Source organism: Pseudomonas sp. IT-196MI5, assembly GCF_949767415.1.
In the GTDB taxonomy this organism is placed as follows: domain Bacteria; phylum Pseudomonadota; class Gammaproteobacteria; order Pseudomonadales; family Pseudomonadaceae; genus Aquipseudomonas.
Map to the genome: position 1 here is coordinate 421,727 of NZ_CATKPZ010000022.1, position 19,584 is coordinate 441,310.

Consider the following 19,584-nt stretch of genomic DNA (forward strand, 5'->3'; position numbering starts at 1 on the left):
GAATGTAGGAGCGAGCCTGCTCGCGAAAAATCTCCAGACTGCGCGTTCATTCAGGCAGCCCGTGTCATCGTTGACGTCCATCGCGAGCAGGCTCGCTCCTACAAGCGAAACGGCGCGAAGTTGACGTTGGTGCCCGTCGGGCGCATGTCCTGCAGGAAGGAATCCTTGTCGGCGCTCAGTTCCAGGCTCAATGCAGCCTTGCGCTTGCCTTCATTGCGCACCACCAGGCCTTCGAGCTTCTCGCGCAGGAACACGGTCGGCACTTTCAGGTGCAGCAACTCGTCGGTGTCCGGTGTGTGCATCAGCAGGTGAATCCACTCGTACTGACCCACGGCCAGGCGCGTCACCGGGAGGTCGAACCACCAGATGTTGCGGTTACGGTTCAGTTCGGCGAAGTGGCAGTTGTTGACGCCAAGCACAGCACCGCCGAGTTCCTGGTTTCTGCGGGCAATGGCCTGCTTTTTATCGAGTTTCATAACGTTCCTACGGGATTGGATCTTCAGCGCCAAGGCCTGAATGTGTTGCGCATTCTCAAGGGTTGGCCCGCAAACATAAAGCGCAACCTGCACTGAACGATGAAATGTCGTGGTGAAAATTAATGAAACTCCCTGCAAAAGCCCCCGGTCAACCTTGTGTAACGACTTTCCTGCGTTGAAATGCCTTTAATGAAAAGAAGACGCGGCCATCTGCAGATGGCCGTTTTTGTGTCAGCCTGAACTTGCGCATTGAAATTGTTTCAAAGTCGCCAACTGGGCTACCTTGATGAAAGAAAACGGCCCCTGAGTCGCCACGACTTCCACCCAAATCCGTATGCGGCGAATGGAGACGCGAATGATTTTTCCGGACATGAGAGGCTTGCCCCTGCACCGTGTGATGATGCGCACGGTCACCGAGTTCATCGCCGACGAGATGTCGACCTATGCCTCGGCGCTGGCCTATCAAATGCTGTTTTCGCTGTTTCCGTTCATCCTGTTCCTGATTGCCCTGATCGGCTTCCTGCACCTGCCGGATTTCTTCTCCTGGCTGCGCCTGCAATCGGAACTGGTGCTGCCGCCCCAGGCGCTGGAGCAGGTCAACCCGGTGATCGACCAGCTTCAGCAGTCCAAGGGTGGCTTGCTCTCGGTGGGTATCGTGATTGCGCTGTATACCGCGTCCGCCGGTGTGCGGCTGATGATGAGCGCGATGAATGCTGCCTACGACGTGGTTGAAGGGCGCCCGCTGTGGAAACGCTTTCCGTTGTCGATCATCTACACCGTCGGCATTGCCGGCATGCTGCTGATCGCCGCAGCGCTGATGGTGCTCGGGCCGCAGGTGATGGAGTGGATCGCTGCGCAAGTCGGCCTTGAGAACATCATTGTCACGCTCTGGACCATCGCACGCTGGCCGGTGATCGTGATTCTGATGATGGTCGCGGTGGCGTTGATCTACTACGTCATGCCCGACGTCAAACAGGAATTCCGCTTCATCACCCCAGGCTCAGTGCTGGCGGTGGTGGTGTGGATCATCGCTTCCCTGGGCTTCGGTTTGTACGTCAAGGAGTTCGCCAACTACAACGCCATGTATGGCAGTATCGGTGCGATCATCGTGCTGCTGCTGTACTTCTACATTTCCGCAGCGGTGCTGCTGCTGGGCGCGGAGATGAACGCGGTGATCGAGCACATGTCGCGAGAGGGCAAGGACCCTGGCGAAAAAGTGGCTGGCGAGCATGGTCCCGTCCATGAGGAAAAGCACCACGTGTCGGGGCTGGGCCGCGATCACTCACACAAACCGACCATCGATGAAACCTGATCATGATTCGTGAAATTCTGAAAATGGGCGATGAGCGTCTGCTGCGCATTGCCCCGCCAGTGCCGGCCGAAATGTTCGACAGCCCCGAGTTGTGGCAACTGATCGATGACATGTTCCAGACCATGGAAAGTGTGGGGGGCGTTGGTCTGGCTGCTCCGCAGATTGGCGTCGACCTGCAACTGGTGATCTTCGGTTTCGAACACAGCGAGCGTTATCCGGATGCCGAGGCCGTGCCGCAGACGATCCTGATCAACCCGTTGATCACACCGCTGAGCCCGATTCTGGAAGAGGGCTTCGAAGGCTGTTTGTCGGTACCGGGACTGCGCGGCGCGGTGCAGCGTTACCAGCAGATTCGCTACGAAGGCGTCGACCCCAAGGGCGAGCCCATCGTACGCATTGCCTCAGGGTTTCACGCACGGGTGGTGCAGCATGAGTGTGATCACCTGATCGGCCGCCTGTACCCGTCGCGCATTACCGACTTCAGCAAGTTCGGCTTCACCGAGGTGATGTTCCCGGACCTGGACCCCAACGCGGACGAATAGATTCACTGCGTACCCTGTGGGAGCGAGCTTGCTCGCGATGGCGGTGCATCAGTCGCCAACAATGGTGACTGACCGGGCCTCATCGTCGGAACGCCGCCCGGAGCAAGCTCGCTCCCACAGTTGATCTCCATCAGGCTTGAGTTAAACGCTTGGCTCCAACCCCATCGCAATCATCGGCTTGCTGCGCGCATAACGGTTCAATCGTTCAACCATCGCATAAGGCATGTGCGGATCAAAAGTAAACCCGCGTCGCTCATAAAACCCCCGCAAATCCGGATGACAGAACAACCACACCGGCAGTTCGCAATCTTTCACCGCGGCCGCAATCAAGCTCGCGGCAAGCCCTTGTTCGCGGCAGGCCGGATCGACAAACAACCCGGTCAGCCAATGCCCGCCGGACACCGGACGCAAACACAGCACGGCAACGATCCGGTCACGCCGGGCCACCCACAGCTGCGCGTCGCGCACGGCTTTCATCGACGATTGGTGAGCGCGGTAGAACTTGTTCATCAACGGCCATAATGGCTCGTCGAGCAGGGTGAATTGGGTATCGGGCATGGTCCAGGGCTGTCGGTGTGCAAAGCGGGCTATTATAAAAGAACGCACGCGCCGGGATAGGTGTATACCTGATCTCACATCCCCATGAGTGGAGTACGCATCATGTCCAAAGGTATGGATTCAAAGAAATCGGCGAAAAAGAAACCGGTGAAAACCGCCATTGAAAAGCGCGCGGACAAGAAGGCCAAGAAGGTCGGCGTGTTCGGTCACTGAGCCCGCGTTGATTGATCGCTCCCATGCAATATGGGAGCGATCCTCCAGAAAATAATCTGCAAGATTTCCCAAGGCCAATGCACAGAAGAGGACTGGACCCCGATCTGAGCAACGCCATGCCCCATTACTTTGATAGCGCCCACCAGGAAGAAATCGAAACCCTGCGCCGGCGTTTCACCGCGCGTACCGAATGGCCGACCTGGATGCTGTTGATCGGTGTATACGGCGGCTGGTTTGGCATCGTGTTGAACAGCCACCTATTGGGTTTGTGGTGGAGCACGCTGTTGCTGATTCCATTGCTGGTGCTGTGGTTATCCGTGCAACACGAACTGTTGCACGGTCATCCCACGCGCTGGCCAACCCTGAACAAAATCCTGGGCTACGCGCCGTTTGCCGTTTGGTATCCGTACACCTTGTACCGCGATAGCCATTTGCGGCATCACCGCGACGAAGACCTGACGATCCCCGGTCGTGATCCGGAAAGCCGTTACCTGAGCGCCGGGCAGTGGCAGGGCAGTTCACTGCTGGTGCGCAGCCTGCACTGGCTGAACAAAACCGTGCTCGGCCGCTTTGCCCTGGGTGCACCGCTGGCCTTGCTGACGCTGGCCCGTGAAGAGCTGCAACGCCTCAGAGCAGGCGAGCGCCAGGCGTGGCTGATGTGGTTGAGTCACGGCGCGATGACCGGATTGATGTTGCTGTTCATCGCGAGCTTCAGTGTGTTGCCGGTTTGGTACTACCTGTTTTTGATCAGTGTGCCTGCGCTGTCGATCGCCATGATTCGCTCCTACTATGAACATCGACCTCACGCGGCGCCGGAGCAACGAACCGTGCTCAACGAAGCGGCGTGGCCGTGGCGCTGGCTGTTCCTGAACCTCAATTTTCATCTGGTGCATCACGAGTTGCCGGGGTTGCCCTGGTACGACTTGCCCCGTGCTTACCGGGCCCGCCGCGAGCAATGGCTGGCGCGCAGCGGCGGGTTTCTGGTGCGGGGTTATGGGCAGTTGTGGCGTGAACATGGAATCAAAGCCATCGACAGCCCGAGGCATCCGTTTCACTGAATTTTTGAATCGCCACTGACCTACTGTGGGAGCGAGCTTGCTCGCGATGGCGGTCTGACAGTCAACTTGTTTGCTGACTGTTACACCGCCATCGCGAGCAAGCTCGCTCCCACAGGGGGATTTACGTTGCATGGGACGATATCGATGACCCGACACATCACCGAACTGCTGATGTACACCGCTCCCGAACCCATCCACCAGGCCAACGAACGCTGGCTGGCGCGAATCCTCGAGCACCTGGGCGACACCCGCCGTGATGCCGCAGGCCTGTCACTGATGGAGATGTGGTTGTCGCCGCATTTGCTGCTGACACAAACCTGCGGCTATCCGCTGATGACGGCATTGCGCGGCAAGGTGCGAGTGCTGGGGCGCCCTCGTTATGAGCTGCCGGACAGCAGTGGCGGCAATCATTGCAGCCTGCTGTTGGGCCGCGTCGATGATCGGCGACAGAGCCTGGCGGATTTTCGCGGTAGCCGAGGCGTGATCAATGGCCTGGACTCCAACAGTGGCATGAATCTGCTGCGCCACCGGTTGGCACCACTGCAACGCGACGGGCAGTTTTTTGCCCGGGTCGGAATCAGCGGCAGCCATCGCGAAAGCCTGCGCTGGCTGCGCGAAGACCTTGCCGATCTGGCGGCCATCGATAGCGTGACCTTTGCCTATCTGGCACGCCACGCCGCAGAGGAAGTGGCCGGTTTGCGCGTGATTGCCCGCAGTGCGCTCAGTCCTGCCTTACCGTTCATTACTGCTGTGGCGGTCAGCGATGAGCAAGCCGTTGAACTTCTGCGGGTGATGAACCTGGCATTGCGCGAGTTGCCGGACGTTGCCCAAACCCTCGGTTTGCCAGAGGTACTGCCCGCCAGCGAAAGCGACTACCAGGTTGTGCTCGATAATCAACGTGAGGCCGAAACGTTGGGGTATGGGGAATTGCGATAGGGTTTGAGTGTTGGGTCCAGGTACACCGAAACCCTGTGGGAGCGAGCTTGCTCGCGATGACGGACTGTCAGGCGCAAGCAATTTTTAATTCCATAAATGAATATAAAAATAAGTTTTAAGTATTATTAATGAATAAGGCTCCTTGCTAGGATTCGCCTCACCGGACCACCGGACATTCAGCGACCCCTCACCCAGGAGCCCCTATGTCCGGCGCCGATATTCTTCATCGCAAATACGTGGACGGATTGTTCCGCGCTCACTACCACTGGCTCTGCACATGCCTGCGTCAGTCTCTGAACGATGCCGCCGCTGTCGAAGACATTGCCTGCGAAACCTTCGTGCAATTGCTCCAGGCCCCTGGCCTGACGGCCATCCGTGAACCCCGTGCCTTGCTCACCACCATCGCCCGGCGCCTGCTCTATCAGCGTTGGCGTCGAGGTGATCTGGAGCGCCGGTACCTTCAGCAACTGCAACAGGCCGAGCCGGTCCACGCCGAATCACCGGAAGCACTGACTCAGTTGTCCCAGACCCTGAACCGTGTGGATCGCAGCCTTCAGCGGCTGCCCGGCAAAGTCCGCTCGGCCTTCCTGCTGTCGCGGATCGACGGCCTGACCTATCCGCAAATTGCCGCCGCGCTGGGCATCTCGCTGCGTTCGGTCAGCGACTACATGACCCGTTCCCAGGCCCTGTGCGACCGGCACAGCGCCAATCAACCCCTGAGCCGTCCCCTCCAGAACAAGAGGTCCGCATGAGATCGATCAAAACCCTGCTCGGCAGTTCGTTGCTGGCCCTGAGTCTGTTGTCCCATCCGGCCTCGGCCACGGAGAAAGTCGCGCCCATTCACTTTGGCGACATCACTTGGGAAAGCGGCAGTTTCATCACCGAAATCCTGCGCCTGATCGTTGAAAAAGGTTACGGCTACCCGACCGACACGCTGCCGGGCAGCACCGTCAGCCTTGAAGCGGCGCTGGCGAAAAACGATATCCAGGTCATCGGTGAAGAGTGGGCCGGGCGCAGTCCGGCCTGGGTCAAGGCTGCCGCGGAGGGCAAAGTGTTCGGCCTCGGCGATACGGTCAAGGGCGCCACTGAAGGCTGGTGGGTGCCGGAGTACGTGATCAAGGGCGATCCCGAGCGCGGCATCAAGCCATTGGCTCCGGAGTTGAAATCCGTTGCTGACCTGGCGAAATACAAGGACGTGTTCCGCGACCCCGAAGACCCGAGCCGCGGACGCTTCCTCAACAGCCCGACCGGCTGGACCTCGGAAATCGTCAACAGCCAGAAACTCAAGGCCTATGACCTGACTGCCAGCTACGTCAACTTCCGCACCGGCTCCGGTGCCGCACTGGATGCCGAGGTGGCGTCGTCGATCCGCCGTGGCAAACCGGTGCTGTTCTACTACTGGTCGCCGACACCGCTGTTGGGGCGTTTCAAACTGGTGAAACTCGACGAACCGCCGTTCGACGCGCAAGCCTGGAAAACCCTGGCCGACGCCAACAACCCGAACCCCAAAGGCACGCGCTCGATGCCGGCCAGCCTGGCCATCGGCGTATCGGCACCGTTCAAGGCGCAATACCCGGACTTGGTGACGTTCTTTGAAAAGGTCGACCTGCCGATCGATCTGTTGAACCAGACCTTGGGCCAGATGAGTGAAAAGCGGCAGAAGCCCCGTGAAGTCGCCGAAGCGTTTTTGCGTGAACAGCCGCAGGTGTGGAAGGGCTGGGTGCCGGGGGAGGTGGCTACCAGGGTGAGTGCCAGTTTGTAGTTTTGTAGGGCCTGGAAGGTAGCCATCGTCGGAACGCCGCCCGGAGCCAGCTCGCTCCCACAGGGGAACTGCTGCGGACGCAGTATTTGGGAACCCCAAGATCCTGTGGGAGCGAGCTTGCTCGCGATGCGATTTGAAGTCTTACGCCAACTCTGCGGCCAACGCCGCTTTCACCGCCGGCCGCAGATCCACCCTGGCTTGAAACCTTGCCAACGCCGGCCACCCATTCAAATCAATCTCAAACAACCGAGCCCAACGCAGCACCGTAAACAAATACGCATCAGCAATGCTGAACCCGCCCGCCATCAAGTAATCCTGCCGCTCCAGTGTCTGGTTCAACACGGCCAAACGCTTGAACAGTTTCTCCTTGATCAACGCTTTCACCTCTTCGGGAAATCGAGCGTTGAACAGCCAACCGAGCCCGCCGTGAATCTCCGTCGAGATGAAGTTCAGGCATTCCTGCAATCGCACCCGCTCAAATGTCCCTTGGGCTGCGGCCAGTTTCGCGTCTGGATGCAGATCAGCCAGGTATTGCAGGATCGCTGGCCCTTCGGTCAGCACTTCGCCGTTATCCAGTTGCAAGGCAGCGACATAGCCCTTGGGGTTGATGGCGAGAAAATCGTCGCCGTCGGCCGTGATTTTGCTGATGTTATCGACGCGGATCAATTCGAAAGGCAGTTCCAGTTCACGCAGCACGATATGCGGCGCCAGCGAGCAGGCTTGGGGGGCGTAATACAGCTTCATGGGGCGGGCTCTGGTTGTGGGTTTACGCCAGTGTCATAGTGCGCGGCGCCCTCGGTAAAATTAATCTTTCAGAAAACTGCCATAAGGAAAGCTACTGCCATGATGAACCTGATGCACTGGCGAATGGTGGTGGCTGTGGCAGACACCGGCAACATCACCCGCGCCGCCGAACGGGTCGGCATGACCCAGTCAGGTGCCAGCCAGGCCCTGGCCTTGATCGAGGAAACCCTGGGCGTTCAATTGTTCACCCGGGAAAATCGCCAGACGTTGCCGACAGCCATCGGCCTGCCGGTCATCGAGCAGGCGCGGACCATGCTCGGTGCGCTGCAGGCCATCCGCAGCACCGTCGAGGCGGCAAAAGGTGTTGAACGCGGGACGATTCGCCTGGCCAGTTTTCCCATGGTACTGGCGACCTTTCTGCCACCGTTGCTGCGTCAGTTCAATCGGCTTTACCCCGGCATCGAAGTGGTCGCCCTGGAAGTCAGCGATGACGAAGTGCAAACCCTGCTCGGCGCGGGACTGGTGGATGTTGGCGTGGTGCTCAATCCGTCTGCCGAGCGCAAGGCCAGTCCATTGGGACGCGATGCCTGGATGGCGGTGTTGCCCGGGGGCCATCCACTGGCGCGGCGAACTCATGAAGAGGGCGTCTCCCTCGACGAATTGTCGAGGCAACCTTTTGTACTGGCCACGGGCGGTTGTTCGACCAATGCGCGAAGCCTGGCTGCCGATGCGGGGCTGCAACTGCAGGATGTGCGCGTCGAGGTCCGTGAATGGAGCAGTGCGTTCACCCTGGTGCGGGAAAACATCGGCGTGAGCCTGGTGCCGGAAATGACGCTGCCAGGCAATCGGCAGGGTTTGCGCGTGATGCCGGTGCTGCCGCGGATCGAGCGCGAGTTTGCCTTGGTGGTCGCGGCGAACAAACCACCGTCGGCGGCGGTGCAGGCGCTGCTGGACATGCTCGATGGACGGAAACCCCTGGCAAGCAACTGAACCGATTTTGTCCTCAATGCTGACCGACTAATGGCTGTGCTGTGTGGCGGTCCAGGCGGCAACCTGCGGCCATTCAAGGCAAGCCGTTGCAGCAATGCTTCAGGAAACCGGGGTGTTGCGCCAGGCGTTTGAAATATTCATCGACGGCGGGGTAGTCCGGACGGTCGAACGGCGTCATCAGCCAGCGGTTGACGGACAGGCCGATGACGATATCGGCCAGGGTAAACCGCGGTCCGGCGACATAGGCCTGGGTGGTCGCGAGTTGATGTTCGAGGATGCCCATTTTCTGGTTCCAGCCGCGGATGCCGACGTCGAGGCGATGGGCGTCCTGGAACTCCGGGTCCTTGCGCACCAGTGCCATGAATGCATAGGTCCAGGACGGATTGAGTTCGATGGCTTGCCAATCCATCCACTGCTCCACCCGAGCGCGGGCGGCCGGCTCGCCAGGCAGCAGCTCGTGGTGGTGTTGGTGTTTGCCGGCCAGATAGCGGCAGATGGTATTGGATTCCCACAACGCGCCGGCTTCATCGATGATCACCGGCACCTGAGCGTTGGGATTGAAGCGCAGGAACTCGGGACTGTGGGTGGACGCGAAGCCACTGCCCCAGTCCTCGCGTTCGTAGGGTATGCCCAGTTCTTCGCAGGTCCACAGGACTTTTCGGACGTTGATGGACGAGGCTTTGCCGAGAATCTTCAGGGTGTGTTCCATTTGAGCTACTCCATCGCGAATGGCGTGTATGTAATTGTAGGAGCGGTCTGTAGGAAAGGCGTTTCAACAGGTTTCCGCTGCCTACGATTGATTGCGTCATTGCCTACAACTACGCCAGAATCCGCCGACTTGTGCACCTGGTATCCGGATTCTATCGTTGCGCGTCGCTGCCATTTCAGCGATCGGGTTTCGCAGCCCGGGTATCTCTAGACGCATGGCGTCCACCGTTCGTGATCAGGTGATTTTGTGCCTGGTAGTTCACGTTATGGCGGCTGTGCGTGGGAGACCTTCGGGTCTACCGGGTTCTAGAGTCCCGGTCTGCGACCCGCGTACAGCTGCCACCCTTCGTATCGCAGCGAGACGTGGCAGCTCCATTACTCTAGGAGCATCACCATGTTCAAACCCACGCCGAACCCCCCACGCAATCCCAGCCCAATGTTCTCCATCTCACCCGGCATCAATAACGAAACCCTGTTGGCGCACGCCTGCGAATCGTTGGCCTCGGCGAGCGTCATGACCAATGATTTTGCGGCATTCCTGGAAGGTAGCCAGCGCAATACGGCATTGGCGATTGCACAGATCATCATGCTGGCCGAGCTGGCGGTGAATCGAGTGCTGGATAACCTCGATCCGCAGGATTAATCGCGGAACCTGTGGCGAGGGGGCTTGCCCCCGTTGGGTTGCGAAGCAACCCCCAAAACAGACACTGCGGTCATACAGTTAAACCAAGTGAGCTGGATTACGACTGCTTCGCAGCCGAACGGGGGCAAGCCCCCTCGCCACAAAATCTCACTTCACAGCGGTTTGTATCGCGCCTACGTACTCTCGCGCACCTTCAACTCAAACCCCATGTCCTGCACCGGTTTGGCCACGGTGTTGCCGGCCATCAGCGTCAGCATTTGCTCCGCCGCGCGGCGGCCGATGGCTTCGCGGGGGGTGTTGATGCTGCTCAGGCGCGGGACCATGTGTTCGGACATGGGCAAGTCGTTGAAGCCGAGGATCGCCACTCGCTCGGGGATCTTGATCCCATTGCGCATCGCTTCGAGCAAAGCGCCCTGGGCCAGGTCGTCGTTGCCGAAGAAGATCGCGTCGACATTCGGATGACTGGCCAGCAGTTGCAGGAACAACTCGCCGCCGAGGCCGACGGAGGAGGAGCGGGGCGTCAGCACTTCCAGGTCCGGGTCATACAAACCGGCTTTTTGCAGGGCTTTGCGGAAGCCTTCGCCACGCAGCAAGGTGCGCTGATCCAGTTGCGCGCCGATGTAGGCCAGGCGTTTTCGGCCGCGGGACAGCAAGTGTTCGGCCGCCGTTTCGCCGGCGGCCAGTTGCGAGAAGCCGACGCAATTGAGCCCGGCTGCACTGTCCAGCTCCATCATGTACACGCAGGGAATGTTGCTGGCTTCGATCATCCGCCGCGAACTTTCGGTGCGGTCGAAACCGGTCAGCAGCAGGCCTCGGGGTTGATAGGCCATGTAATTGCGCAGCAGGTTTTCTTCTTCATCACGGGAGTAATGGAAGTTGCCGATCAGCACTTCGAAGCCCTTGGGGCGTAAAACCCGATGAATGGCTTCCAGGGTGTCGATGAACAAAAGGTTCGACAGCGACGGCACCAACACCACCACCGATTGGCTCTGGGCCGAGGCCAAGGCGCGGGCGGCAGGGTTGACCACATAGTTGAGTTCCAGCGCGGCTTTTTGCACCTTTTCCACCAGTTCCGTGGCCACGGTGCTGACGCCCCGCAAGGCGCGGGAGGCGGTGATCGGGCTGACGCCGGCCAGTCGGGCCACTTCGTTCAGGGTAGGGCGGCCAGTGGTGCGGGTATTTTTATCGTTTTTAGTTGGATTCATCGACGGCTTGCCAAACAAAATTCAAGGTACTAAGGTAGCGCTGTCTCGATGCAGCTGCAAATGCGTGAGCGAGGGTTCGCCTGATCCTTGCTTTTTGGCGTCGGGACCTAACTGCTGCAACCCATAAAATGACAAGAAAGGCGTCGGCAACTTCTGCTTTTGGTCTGGTGTCATAACTGGCAAAGGTAGCGCTGTCTGCGCGCTGAGGTGTTACATGAATCATCCCATCACCGCCCTGGTCATCATGGGCGTTGCCGGTTGCGGCAAGACGTGCGTCAGCGAGGCGCTATGCCAACTGAGCGGCGCCACGGCCATTGAAGGCGACTCTTTCCACCCTGCCGCCAATATCGAAAAGATGAGCGCGGGGATCCCCCTGAACGATGAAGACCGCGCCGGCTGGCTCGACAGCCTGTGCGATGAACTGCGCCGTGTCGACGCCAAGGGCCAGCGCCCGGTGCTGACCTGTTCGGCGCTCAAGCACATCTATCGCGAACGTCTGCGCAGTGCCTTGCCGGGCCTGGGCTTCGTGTTCCTTGAACTGACCCCCGAAGTGGCCGCCGACCGCGTCTCCCATCGGCCAGGCCACTTCATGCCGTCGACCCTGATCGACAGCCAGTTCGCCACCCTCGAATCGCCCGTCGGCGAGCCGTTGACCCTGGCGCTGGATGCTTCGAGCTACAGCGTGGAGCAACTGGCGACGCAGGCTCATGCCTGGTGGCAGGCACACGGCCTGAAACAGGCGGTATGACTGTGTTTGCAAAGACAGCGCTGTCCTCACGACTTCTGATCAACCCGCTTTAATAACAACAACAACCAGGAGACACCCCCAATGTTTGGCATGTCCCACGAGACGTTCCTGCTGCTCGATGCAGTGGTCACGGTGATCGGGCTTATCGTCCTGATCACCAAGTTCAAATTTCACCCCTTCATCGCCCTGATCATTGCCGCAGCCTTCCTCGGGCTGACCTCCGGCATGCCGATCGGCACCATCATCAAGGCGTTCCAGGACGGCTTCGGTGGCGTGCTTGGCTTTGTCGGCATCATCCTGGCGCTGGGCACCATGCTCGGCAAAATGATGGCCGAATCAGGCGGTGCGGATCAGATTGCGCAGACGTTGATCCGCGCCTTCGGCAAGGACAAGGTGCAGTGGGCGATGATGTTCGCTGCGTTCCTGGTCGGCATTCCGCTGTTCTTCGAAATCGGCTTTGTGTTGCTGATTCCGCTGGTGTTCATCGTTGCCCGCCGTACCGGCGTGTCGATCATCAAGATCGGTATCCCGTTGCTGGCCGGTCTGTCCGCCGTGCACGGCCTGGTGCCACCGCACCCGGGTCCGTTGCTGGCGATCGGCGTATTCGGTGCCGACATCGGCAAGACCATTCTTTATGGTCTGATCGTTGCGTTGCCAACCGCCATCATCGCTGGCCCGATCTTCGGTACCTTCATTGCCAAGCACATTCCTGGTCATCCGAATCAGGAACTGGTGGATCAACTGGTGCGCGATGAGAATGCAGGCGAACTGCCTAGCTTCGGCATTACCCTGATCACTGTGCTGTCGCCCGTGTTCCTGATGCTGCTCAAGACCTTTGCCGATGTGGTGCTGCCAGACGGCAACTTCTTCCGCACCTTCATGGACCTGATCGGTCACCCGATCTCGGCCCTCCTGCTGGCGTTGCTGCTGTCGCTGTACACCTTCGGCTACAAGCAGGGCATCGGTTCGCAACAGATGCTCAAATGGCTGGATGCGAGCCTTGCGCCGACCGCCGCGATCATCCTGATCATCGGTGCCGGTGGTGGCTTCAAGCAGATGCTGGTAACCAGCGGTGTAGGTGATGTGATCGGTCACATGGCGGTGGCTGCACAGATCTCGCCGATCCTGCTGGCCTGGCTGGTGGCAGCGGTGATTCGTATCGCGACCGGTTCGGCGACCGTGGCGACCATTACCGGTGCCGGCATTGTGGTGCCGGTGGTGGGGATGATTCCGGGTGTGAACCGTGAGTTGCTGGTGCTGGCCACCGGTGCAGGTTCCCTGATCCTGTCCCACGTCAACGACGCCGGTTTCTGGCTGGTGAAGCAGTACTTCAACATGACCGTGGCGGAGACCTTCAAGACCTGGACCGCGATGGAAACCATCCTGTCGGTGGTGGGCCTGGGCTTTATTCTGTTGTTGTCGCTGTTCGTTTAAGCGATTCGGCAGACACAAAAAAACCGCAGCGATGCGGTTTTTTTGTGGGTGATTCCCAGGGTGTACATAAAACACTGTGGGAGCGAGCTTGCTCGCGATGGCGGACTTGCATTCAACATCTTCGTTGGATGTTATGCCCTCATCGCGAGCAAGCTCGCTCCCACAGGTTTTTGTGTCAGGCGTTGGATTTGGTGACTAGCCCATCCGCCCGGAACATCCCGCGAATCCCGCGTACGGCCTGGCGAATCCGGTCCTGGTTTTCGATCAGGGCAAAGCGCACGTGATCATCGCCGTACTCGCCAAACCCGACGCCCGGCGAGACACACACCTTGGCCTCGGACAGCAGTTTCTTGGCAAACTCCAGTGAACCCAAGTGCGCATAAGCCTCGGGAATCTTCGCCCAGACGTACATCGACGCTTTCGGGTTTTCCACCATCCAGCCCAGCTCATGCAGGCCCTTGACCAGCACGTTGCGCCGTTGCCGGTATTGCTCGGCGATGTCGCGCACGCATTGCTGATCGCCTTCCAGCGCGGCAATCGCCGCCACTTGCAGCGGGGTGAAGGTGCCGTAGTCGTGGTAGCTCTTGATCCGCGCCAGGGCGTTGACCAGTTCCGGATTGCCGACCATGAAGCCAATGCGCCAGCCGGCCATGTTGTAGCTCTTGGACAGGGTGAAAAACTCCACCGCAATGTCCTTGGCCCCTGGCACCTGCATGATCGACGGGGCTTTCCAGCCGTCGTAGACGATGTCGGCGTAAGCCAGGTCGTGCACCACCAGCACGTCGTACTGCTTGGCGAGGGCAATGACGCGCTCGAAGAAATCCAGCTCCACGCACTGCGCGGTGGGGTTGGACGGGAAACCGAGAATCATCATCTTCGGCTTCGGAATCGAGCCGCGAATCGCCCGTTCCAGTTCAGCGAAGAAATCCACCCCCGGCACCAGCGGCACCGAGCGCACCTGGGCGCCGGCAATCACCGCGCCGTAGATGTGAATCGGGTAGCTCGGGTTCGGCACCAGTACGGTGTCGCCCTGATCCAGGGTCGCCAGCATCAGGTGCGCCAGGCCTTCCTTGGAACCAATGGTGACGATGGCTTCGCTTTCCGGGTCGATATCGACCTCGTAGCGGTCCTTGTACCAGTTGGAAATCGCCCGGCGCAGACGCGGAATGCCCTTGGAGGTGGAGTAACCGTGGGTGTCTTCGCGCTGGGCCACCGTCACGAGTTTTTCAACGATGTGCGGCGGCGTGGCGCCGTCGGGGTTGCCCATGCTCAAGTCGATGATGTCTTCGCCACGACGACGGGCGGCCATCTTCAGCTCGGCGGTGATGTTGAACACGTAAGGGGGGAGTCGATCGATGCGCGCAAAGCGGCGCGGCGAACCTTGTTCGGCCATTGTTGCCTCGGATAACGTAAGCGCCCGGAACCGTCCGAGCGACGCTGGCCACTGCGGTGGCCTGTGGCGGAATGTACGGGCAGCTGTGGCAGACTGTCCAGCCTCCATGTAAACAAATTTTTCCAAAGGATAGGGTTCGATGGAATTTACCAGTGGCTTCTTGCTGAGCCTTTCGCTGTGCCTGGATATCGGCGTGGCCAACATCGCGATGATCACCCTGGCCATGCAGCGCGGCTATTTCCAGGGCTTTGCCCTGGGCCTGGGGACCTGCGTCGGCGACCTGATCTACGCAGTGCTGGCGCTGGCCGGCATGACCGTGTTGCTGCAATACGAAACGGTGCGCTGGGTGCTGTGGATCGGTGGCTCGGCGCTGCTGGTGTACTTCGCGGCGAAGATGATCTATTCGGCGATCCATCACGAGGCGCTGCTGGCCGAGACGGCGGAGGTCGGGAACAACTCCCACCGCAAGGAGTTTTTCCGCGGGATTTTCCTGGCCATGTCGTCGCCCAGCGCGATTCTCTGGTTCGCGGCAGTTGGCGGTACCCTGATCGCCCGTTCCGGTGGTGGTGGCCCGCTCAGTTCGGCACTGTTTCTCGGCGGTTTCCTGTGTGCCGGGCTGCTCTGGTCGGCAGGCTTGTGCTTCGCCGCAAGCCATGGCGGCAAGTTGCTGGGGGACAAACTGTTGCGCTATTCCTACATGGCATCGGCGGCGATCTTCTGCTATTTCGCGGTCTACGTGATTCTATCTGGCTATAACGAGTTCGTCGGTGCCGCTGCCGTCGAGCAATTGCACGCGCTGTAATTGGGCGAATCGGGTTTGGCTTCTATACTCCCAGCCGAACCCATTTTATGCGTCAGGAGTCGAGTCATGGATGAGTTAGCACGCGTCGAACCGACGCAACCGCGCTTCGAACACGGGCACTTCCTGCTGATTGCAGGGCTTGGTGGAACATTTACCCAACAAAGCATTCAAGGCATTCCCGAACTCTGGGAGAAACTCAATCCGCATTTGGGCGAGATTCCGGGCCAAAAAGGCGAAGTCACTTACGGTGTCTGCTGCAATTTCGACGGCAAGGGCGGCTTCGATTACATTGCTGGCGTCGAGATCAGCAAACTCGACGATTTGCCGGACACGTATCGTTGGGTAGAGATTCAGCCCCAGCAGTACGTCGTGTTCGAACATCAAGGACCGCTGGCCACATTGCCGCAAACTTTCCAATACATCCATGGCACGTGGTTGCCACAGTCCGGGCATGAGTTGCTGGCTGCCCCGGAATTCGAGCGCTACAGCGAAGACTTCAACCCCAGGCTCAACACCGGCAAGCTGGAAATCTGGCTGCCGATCAAGGCGTGACACCTGCAGCGAGAGGCGGATCCACCGATTCGTCTCTCGATGTCCCACGGCGGCTGATTTATGATCCCCAGCCTTTCCCACGCTGATTCCGAGCTGCCATGAACACCGTCATTCGCAACGTCACCCCCGCCGATCTGGATCGCTGCTTTGCCATTGAAACCGTTGCCTATGAAGGTGACGAAGCCGCGACCCGCGAGAAGATCGCCACCCGCATCGCCACCTGGCCCGAGGGTTTTATCGTCGCGCAAGTGGACGGGGCAGTCGCCGGTTTCATCAATTCCGGTGCGGCGTTCCAGGTGGAAATGTCGGACGAGGCGTTCAAGGAACTGATCGGCCACGACCCGGCCGGGCCGCACGTGGTGATCATGTCGGTGGTGGTGCACCCGGATTATCAGGGGCAGGGCCTGGCCAAGCGCCTGATGGGCGAGTTCATCGAGCGCATGCGCGCGATGGGCAAGGCCAGCATCAACCTGATGTGCAAGGAGCGACACATTCCGTTGTATGCCGGGTTCGGTTTTGCCTACGTCAAGCCGTCGGCCTCGGACCATGGCGGTATGGCGTGGCACGAGATGGTGCTCGAACTCTGATCCGATGGAGATCCCCTGTGGGAGCGAGCTTGCTCGCGATGGCGGCGAAACATTCAACAGTGATGTCGACTGACAGTCCGCTATCGCGAGCAAGCTCGCTCCCACAGTAGTTTTGTGGTGTTGGTGGGGGGGTGTTTAGAACACCAACCCCATCCGCCGCTCATAACCGATCCGGCCCTTGTACGCCTCGCCGCTGTCGACAAAGCCAAACCTGGCGTACAGGGCGATGGCGGCCTCGTTGTCGGCATCCACCGACAGCTCCAGCCCCCGGATTTCCGGCCAGGCCAGGCGCGCCGCCTCGGGCAACGCTTGCAGGCAGGCCTTGCCGTAGCCTTTGCCCTGAGCGCGTTGATCGACTTGCAGGGCATGCAGGGTGGCGCTGTGCTCATCGGCCCAGGCCGGCAACACCGGTGGGCGCTTGAGCAGCAGGAAGGCCACGGGAATATCTTCGGCCAGCAGGGCAAATCCTTTGACTCCCGGGCCGGGCTTGGACAACAAGGTGTGCAAGGCACCGTGGATATCACCGCAAAACCTGATTTGCTGCGGATGCACTTCGATAGCCTCGACCTGTTGGCGCTGCTGCGTATTCAGGCTTTCATAAGGTACGAGTCGGGCTGTCACGGGTGTGTCCTTTTCCAGCATGAATAGAGCCTCGGATTCTAGCGATTCCGGCCGTTTGAATTATTTTTATTTCACCTGTCGATTCGCCGGATCGTCAGACGACTAAGGGTGTCTTCACCATAAAATCCACGGAGAATCGCCATGAACTCACACACCCAAATCCATAACCTGATCGAGAGCTATCGCCAGGCCGTCATGGCCAAGGACGTGGATAAGGTCATGACCCTGTATGCCGACGACATCGTCTCTTTCGACGCGGTCAAGGCCCTGCAATTCAAGGGCAAGGAGGCATACCGCGCACATTGGCAGGAATGCATGAAAATGTGCCCTGGCCCGCACCTCTTCGAGTTCCACGAAGTCACCATCGAACCGTCCCAGGAAATCGCCTTCGCTCACTGGCTGGCCCATTGCGGTGGCACCAACGAGAAGGGCGAAACCCAGGCCTGCTGGATGCGTGGCACCGCTTGCTTCCGGCAAGAGGCGGGACTATGGCAGATTGTCCATGAACACTGGTCGGCACCGTTCGACATGGAGAAAGGCACGGCATTGTTCGACCTCAAGCCCTAATCTGATCCTCAGAATGTCAGGCTGACACACCAATGCGCAGCCATAGTTGATCCGTTCGAATCAGGAGACGTTCATGAAGTACTTATGCCTGGTCTACAGCGATGAGCAGTTGCTGCATTCGCTACCGGAAAGCCCGAAGGACGAAGAGTGCATGGCCTATGCCGAGTCGATCCAGGGCAGTGGCCGGATGCTCGCCGCCGAGGCCCTGGAATCGGTGCAGACCGCCACCACGGTACGCATGCGCAACGGCAAGATGTCGATCACCGACGGCCCGTTCGCCGAAACCAAGGAGCAATTGGCCGGCTTCTACCTGATCGACGCCAGGGACCTCAACGAGGCCATTCAGGTCGCGGGCAACATTCCGGCGGCCCGGGTCGGCAGTGTCGAAGTGCGCCCCGTTCGGCAGTTGAATCCTTAAGATGCCGGGGCTGCCGGTTCAGGCGCAGGTCGAGCGGGTCTATCGCGAAGACTCGCGGCGGATTCTCGCGACCCTGATTCGCTTGCTGGGGGACTTCGACCTCGCCGAAGAGGCCTTGCACGAGGCGTTTTTCGTCGCGGTCGAACGCTGGCAGCGTGACGGCGTGCCGGACAATCCGCGGGCCTGGCTGGTGTCCACCGGGCGTTTCAAGGCCATCGATGCCTTGCGTCGGCGCGCGCGTTTTGCCGCGTCGCGGCCCTTGCTGATCGCGCAACTGGAGGCGCTGGAACAGGCAGACTGGAGTGATGAAGACGTGGAAGACGATCGCCTGCGGTTGATCTTCACCTGCTGCCACCCGGCCCTGGCGGCGGACGCACAAGTGCCGCTGACGCTGCGGGAAATCTGCGACCTGACCACCGAAGAAATCGCCCGGGCCTTTCTCTCGGCCCCGGCCACCATCGCCCAGCGCATCGTGCGCGCCAAGGCGAAGATCCGTGATGCGAAAATCCCTTATCAAGTGCCGACGCGGGCTGAGTTGCCTGAGCGTCTGGACAGCGTATTGCGGGTGATTTATCTGGTGTTCAACGAGGGTTATTCGGCGTCCATCGGAGCCGAACTGATCCGCGAGGATCTGACCCGCGAAGCGATTCGTCTTGGCCGGTTGCTGGTGGAACTGCTGCCGGAGCCGGAAGTCATGGGCTTGCTGGCGCTGATGCTGTTGCACGAGTCGCGACGCCCGGCCAGGACCTCGGCGAGCGGCGAGCTGATTGTGCTGGACGAGCAGGACCGTTCGCTGTGGGACGCCGGGTTGATCACTGAAGGCTGCATGCTGATCGAGCAAGCGCTGACCATGGGACGCTTCGGACCCTATTGCCTGCAAGCGGCCATCGCGGCGGTGCACGCCGAAGCCCCGACGGCGGGGGAAACCGATTGGCCACAGATTGTCGGTCTGTATGACGTGCTGCTGCGGGCGGTGCCGTCGCCGGTGATCGAGTTGAATCGGGCGGCGGCGATTTCGAAACGGGATGGACCGCTGGCGGGGCTGACGCTGGTTGACGCCATTCTGGAGCGGGGAGAGTTGCTCGATTACCACCTGGCGCATTCGGCGCGGGCGGAGTTTTGTCGGCAACTGGGCCGGGTGCAGGAGGCGCGGGCAGCGTGGGAACGGGCGCGGGCGTTGACTCGGCAAGAGCCGGAGCGGCGGTTCATCGAAGAGCGGCTCAGGGCGTTGGAGTGATGTGATCTTGCGGGCCTCATCGCGAGCAAGCTCGCTCCCACAGGGTTTTGTATTGTTCGCAAAATCTGATAACACCAC

At 59.9% G+C, this 19,584-nt stretch carries 23 protein-coding genes; 16 read left to right on the top strand and 7 right to left on the bottom strand.

Annotation, left to right across the window (positions count from 1 at the left end; all coding sequences use genetic code 11):
• Nucleotides 1-98 precede the first annotated feature (98 nt).
• Nucleotides 99-476, bottom strand: coding sequence for a hypothetical protein (locus ACM6IK_RS16240; RefSeq protein ID WP_108215143.1), 378 nt, complete (start codon nucleotides 474-476; stop codon nucleotides 99-101).
• Nucleotides 477-831: 355 nt separating this feature from the next.
• Here ACM6IK_RS16240 and ACM6IK_RS16245 point away from each other — a divergent pair, with 355 nt between their 5' ends.
• Both ACM6IK_RS16245 and def read left to right on the top strand, forming a co-directional pair.
• On the top strand, nucleotides 832-1,788 hold the full coding sequence (locus tag ACM6IK_RS16245) for a YihY/virulence factor BrkB family protein (protein ID WP_414875128.1): 957 nt from the start codon (nucleotides 832-834) through the stop codon (nucleotides 1,786-1,788).
• Between the two features lie 2 nt (nucleotides 1,789-1,790).
• Nucleotides 1,791-2,330 carry a peptide deformylase gene (gene def, locus ACM6IK_RS16250; protein ID WP_414875129.1) on the top strand — a complete coding sequence of 180 codons (540 nt, stop codon included), beginning with the start codon at nucleotides 1,791-1,793 and terminating at the stop codon, nucleotides 2,328-2,330.
• 141 nt (nucleotides 2,331-2,471) lie between these two features.
• Here the strand turns inward: def and ACM6IK_RS16255 are convergent, their stop codons facing one another.
• Nucleotides 2,472-2,888: a GNAT family N-acetyltransferase gene (locus ACM6IK_RS16255; RefSeq protein WP_414875130.1), complete on the bottom strand. Its 417-nt coding sequence runs from the start codon at nucleotides 2,886-2,888 to the stop codon at nucleotides 2,472-2,474.
• A 329-nt stretch (nucleotides 2,889-3,217) separates the two neighbouring features.
• On the opposite strand from ACM6IK_RS16255, the gene ACM6IK_RS16260 reads away from it, so the two are divergent.
• From ACM6IK_RS16260 to ACM6IK_RS16275, 4 genes are all read left to right on the top strand, one after another.
• Nucleotides 3,218-4,159 (top strand): fatty acid desaturase, encoded by a 942-nt coding sequence (locus ACM6IK_RS16260; protein WP_414875131.1) that lies wholly within the window; start codon nucleotides 3,218-3,220, stop codon nucleotides 4,157-4,159.
• A gap of 144 nt (nucleotides 4,160-4,303) precedes the next feature.
• Nucleotides 4,304-5,095 (top strand): phosphate/phosphite/phosphonate ABC transporter substrate-binding protein, encoded by a 792-nt coding sequence (locus ACM6IK_RS16265; RefSeq protein ID WP_414875132.1) that lies wholly within the window; start codon nucleotides 4,304-4,306, stop codon nucleotides 5,093-5,095.
• A gap of 203 nt (nucleotides 5,096-5,298) precedes the next feature.
• Nucleotides 5,299-5,847 carry a sigma-70 family RNA polymerase sigma factor gene (locus tag ACM6IK_RS16270; RefSeq protein WP_414875133.1) on the top strand — a complete coding sequence of 183 codons (549 nt, stop codon included), beginning with the start codon at nucleotides 5,299-5,301 and terminating at the stop codon, nucleotides 5,845-5,847.
• Nucleotides 5,844-6,857 carry an ABC transporter substrate-binding protein gene (locus tag ACM6IK_RS16275; protein WP_414875134.1) on the top strand — a complete coding sequence of 338 codons (1,014 nt, stop codon included), beginning with the start codon at nucleotides 5,844-5,846 and terminating at the stop codon, nucleotides 6,855-6,857. Before ACM6IK_RS16270 ends, ACM6IK_RS16275 begins: the two co-directional genes overlap by 4 nt.
• 141 nt (nucleotides 6,858-6,998) lie before the next feature.
• Here ACM6IK_RS16275 and gstA read toward each other — a convergent pair whose 3' ends face one another.
• Nucleotides 6,999-7,601: a glutathione transferase GstA gene (gene gstA, locus ACM6IK_RS16280; RefSeq protein ID WP_414875135.1), complete on the bottom strand. Its 603-nt coding sequence runs from the start codon at nucleotides 7,599-7,601 to the stop codon at nucleotides 6,999-7,001.
• Between the two features lie 99 nt (nucleotides 7,602-7,700).
• Here gstA and ACM6IK_RS16285 point away from each other — a divergent pair, with 99 nt between their 5' ends.
• Nucleotides 7,701-8,591: a LysR family transcriptional regulator gene (locus ACM6IK_RS16285; RefSeq protein WP_414875136.1), complete on the top strand. Its 891-nt coding sequence runs from the start codon at nucleotides 7,701-7,703 to the stop codon at nucleotides 8,589-8,591.
• 73 nt (nucleotides 8,592-8,664) lie between these two features.
• On the opposite strand, the gene ACM6IK_RS16290 is transcribed toward ACM6IK_RS16285, so the two are convergent.
• Complete coding sequence (locus ACM6IK_RS16290) at nucleotides 8,665-9,300, bottom strand: glutathione S-transferase family protein (RefSeq protein WP_414875137.1); 636 nt, start codon at nucleotides 9,298-9,300, stop codon at nucleotides 8,665-8,667.
• 393 nt (nucleotides 9,301-9,693) lie between these two features.
• Between ACM6IK_RS16290 and ACM6IK_RS16295 the strand changes: the two genes are divergently transcribed.
• A complete protein-coding gene (locus tag ACM6IK_RS16295) occupies nucleotides 9,694-9,942 on the top strand; it encodes a DUF6124 family protein (RefSeq protein ID WP_095942720.1) in 249 nt (82 codons plus the stop codon).
• 173 nt (nucleotides 9,943-10,115) lie between these two features.
• On the opposite strand, the gene ACM6IK_RS16300 is transcribed toward ACM6IK_RS16295, so the two are convergent.
• Nucleotides 10,116-11,147, bottom strand: a complete 1,032-nt coding sequence (locus ACM6IK_RS16300) for a LacI family DNA-binding transcriptional regulator (protein ID WP_414875138.1) — start codon at nucleotides 11,145-11,147, stop codon at nucleotides 10,116-10,118.
• Between the two features lie 214 nt (nucleotides 11,148-11,361).
• Between ACM6IK_RS16300 and ACM6IK_RS16305 the strand changes: the two genes are divergently transcribed.
• A complete protein-coding gene (locus tag ACM6IK_RS16305; RefSeq protein WP_414875139.1) occupies nucleotides 11,362-11,895 on the top strand; it encodes a gluconokinase in 534 nt (177 codons plus the stop codon).
• Nucleotides 11,896-11,976: 81 nt separating this feature from the next.
• Complete coding sequence (locus ACM6IK_RS16310) at nucleotides 11,977-13,329, top strand: GntP family permease (RefSeq protein WP_108215156.1); 1,353 nt, start codon at nucleotides 11,977-11,979, stop codon at nucleotides 13,327-13,329.
• A gap of 175 nt (nucleotides 13,330-13,504) precedes the next feature.
• Here the strand turns inward: ACM6IK_RS16310 and alaC are convergent, their stop codons facing one another.
• Nucleotides 13,505-14,722: an alanine transaminase gene (alaC, locus tag ACM6IK_RS16315; RefSeq protein ID WP_414875140.1), complete on the bottom strand. Its 1,218-nt coding sequence runs from the start codon at nucleotides 14,720-14,722 to the stop codon at nucleotides 13,505-13,507.
• A 139-nt stretch (nucleotides 14,723-14,861) separates the two neighbouring features.
• Between alaC and ACM6IK_RS16320 the strand changes: the two genes are divergently transcribed.
• The 3 genes from ACM6IK_RS16320 (at nucleotide 14,862) to ACM6IK_RS16330 (ending at nucleotide 16,663) form a co-directional block, all read left to right on the top strand.
• On the top strand, nucleotides 14,862-15,524 hold the full coding sequence (locus tag ACM6IK_RS16320; protein ID WP_056725914.1) for a LysE family translocator: 663 nt from the start codon (nucleotides 14,862-14,864) through the stop codon (nucleotides 15,522-15,524).
• Nucleotides 15,525-15,590: 66 nt separating this feature from the next.
• Nucleotides 15,591-16,076 carry a GyrI-like domain-containing protein gene (locus ACM6IK_RS16325; protein WP_414875141.1) on the top strand — a complete coding sequence of 162 codons (486 nt, stop codon included), beginning with the start codon at nucleotides 15,591-15,593 and terminating at the stop codon, nucleotides 16,074-16,076.
• A gap of 98 nt (nucleotides 16,077-16,174) precedes the next feature.
• Complete coding sequence (locus ACM6IK_RS16330) at nucleotides 16,175-16,663, top strand: GNAT family N-acetyltransferase (protein WP_414875142.1); 489 nt, start codon at nucleotides 16,175-16,177, stop codon at nucleotides 16,661-16,663.
• 135 nt (nucleotides 16,664-16,798) lie between these two features.
• Here ACM6IK_RS16330 and ACM6IK_RS16335 read toward each other — a convergent pair whose 3' ends face one another.
• Nucleotides 16,799-17,284: a GNAT family N-acetyltransferase gene (locus ACM6IK_RS16335; protein ID WP_414875143.1), complete on the bottom strand. Its 486-nt coding sequence runs from the start codon at nucleotides 17,282-17,284 to the stop codon at nucleotides 16,799-16,801.
• Between the two features lie 141 nt (nucleotides 17,285-17,425).
• Between ACM6IK_RS16335 and ACM6IK_RS16340 the strand changes: the two genes are divergently transcribed.
• The 3 genes from ACM6IK_RS16340 to ACM6IK_RS16350 all read left to right on the top strand — a co-directional run bounded on the left by ACM6IK_RS16340 (nucleotide 17,426) and on the right by ACM6IK_RS16350 (nucleotide 19,506).
• Nucleotides 17,426-17,851, top strand: coding sequence for a YybH family protein (locus tag ACM6IK_RS16340; protein ID WP_414875144.1), 426 nt, complete (start codon nucleotides 17,426-17,428; stop codon nucleotides 17,849-17,851).
• 73 nt (nucleotides 17,852-17,924) lie between these two features.
• Nucleotides 17,925-18,269, top strand: a complete 345-nt coding sequence (locus tag ACM6IK_RS16345; protein ID WP_414875145.1) for a YciI family protein — start codon at nucleotides 17,925-17,927, stop codon at nucleotides 18,267-18,269.
• 1 nt (nucleotide 18,270) lies between these two features.
• Nucleotides 18,271-19,506: an RNA polymerase sigma factor gene (locus ACM6IK_RS16350; protein ID WP_414875146.1), complete on the top strand. Its 1,236-nt coding sequence runs from the start codon at nucleotides 18,271-18,273 to the stop codon at nucleotides 19,504-19,506.
• Nucleotides 19,507-19,584 lie beyond the last annotated feature (78 nt).

Coding starts and splice junctions, on each gene's coding strand:
- ACM6IK_RS16240 (WP_108215143.1), bottom strand. CDS start 476: ATGAAACTCGATAAAAAGCAGGCCATTGCCCGCAGAAACCAGGAACTC.
- ACM6IK_RS16245 (WP_414875128.1), top strand. CDS start 832: ATGATTTTTCCGGACATGAGAGGCTTGCCCCTGCACCGTGTGATGATG.
- def (WP_414875129.1), top strand. CDS start 1,791: ATGATTCGTGAAATTCTGAAAATGGGCGATGAGCGTCTGCTGCGCATT.
- ACM6IK_RS16255 (WP_414875130.1), bottom strand. CDS start 2,888: ATGCCCGATACCCAATTCACCCTGCTCGACGAGCCATTATGGCCGTTG.
- ACM6IK_RS16260 (WP_414875131.1), top strand. CDS start 3,218: ATGCCCCATTACTTTGATAGCGCCCACCAGGAAGAAATCGAAACCCTG.
- ACM6IK_RS16265 (WP_414875132.1), top strand. CDS start 4,304: ATGACCCGACACATCACCGAACTGCTGATGTACACCGCTCCCGAACCC.
- ACM6IK_RS16270 (WP_414875133.1), top strand. CDS start 5,299: ATGTCCGGCGCCGATATTCTTCATCGCAAATACGTGGACGGATTGTTC.
- ACM6IK_RS16275 (WP_414875134.1), top strand. CDS start 5,844: ATGAGATCGATCAAAACCCTGCTCGGCAGTTCGTTGCTGGCCCTGAGT.
- gstA (WP_414875135.1), bottom strand. CDS start 7,601: ATGAAGCTGTATTACGCCCCCCAAGCCTGCTCGCTGGCGCCGCATATC.
- ACM6IK_RS16285 (WP_414875136.1), top strand. CDS start 7,701: ATGATGAACCTGATGCACTGGCGAATGGTGGTGGCTGTGGCAGACACC.
- ACM6IK_RS16290 (WP_414875137.1), bottom strand. CDS start 9,300: ATGGAACACACCCTGAAGATTCTCGGCAAAGCCTCGTCCATCAACGTC.
- ACM6IK_RS16295 (WP_095942720.1), top strand. CDS start 9,694: ATGTTCAAACCCACGCCGAACCCCCCACGCAATCCCAGCCCAATGTTC.
- ACM6IK_RS16300 (WP_414875138.1), bottom strand. CDS start 11,147: ATGAATCCAACTAAAAACGATAAAAATACCCGCACCACTGGCCGCCCT.
- ACM6IK_RS16305 (WP_414875139.1), top strand. CDS start 11,362: ATGAATCATCCCATCACCGCCCTGGTCATCATGGGCGTTGCCGGTTGC.
- ACM6IK_RS16310 (WP_108215156.1), top strand. CDS start 11,977: ATGTTTGGCATGTCCCACGAGACGTTCCTGCTGCTCGATGCAGTGGTC.
- alaC (WP_414875140.1), bottom strand. CDS start 14,722: ATGGCCGAACAAGGTTCGCCGCGCCGCTTTGCGCGCATCGATCGACTC.
- ACM6IK_RS16320 (WP_056725914.1), top strand. CDS start 14,862: ATGGAATTTACCAGTGGCTTCTTGCTGAGCCTTTCGCTGTGCCTGGAT.
- ACM6IK_RS16325 (WP_414875141.1), top strand. CDS start 15,591: ATGGATGAGTTAGCACGCGTCGAACCGACGCAACCGCGCTTCGAACAC.
- ACM6IK_RS16330 (WP_414875142.1), top strand. CDS start 16,175: ATGAACACCGTCATTCGCAACGTCACCCCCGCCGATCTGGATCGCTGC.
- ACM6IK_RS16340 (WP_414875144.1), top strand. CDS start 17,426: ATGAACTCACACACCCAAATCCATAACCTGATCGAGAGCTATCGCCAG.
- ACM6IK_RS16345 (WP_414875145.1), top strand. CDS start 17,925: ATGAAGTACTTATGCCTGGTCTACAGCGATGAGCAGTTGCTGCATTCG.
- ACM6IK_RS16350 (WP_414875146.1), top strand. CDS start 18,271: ATGCCGGGGCTGCCGGTTCAGGCGCAGGTCGAGCGGGTCTATCGCGAA.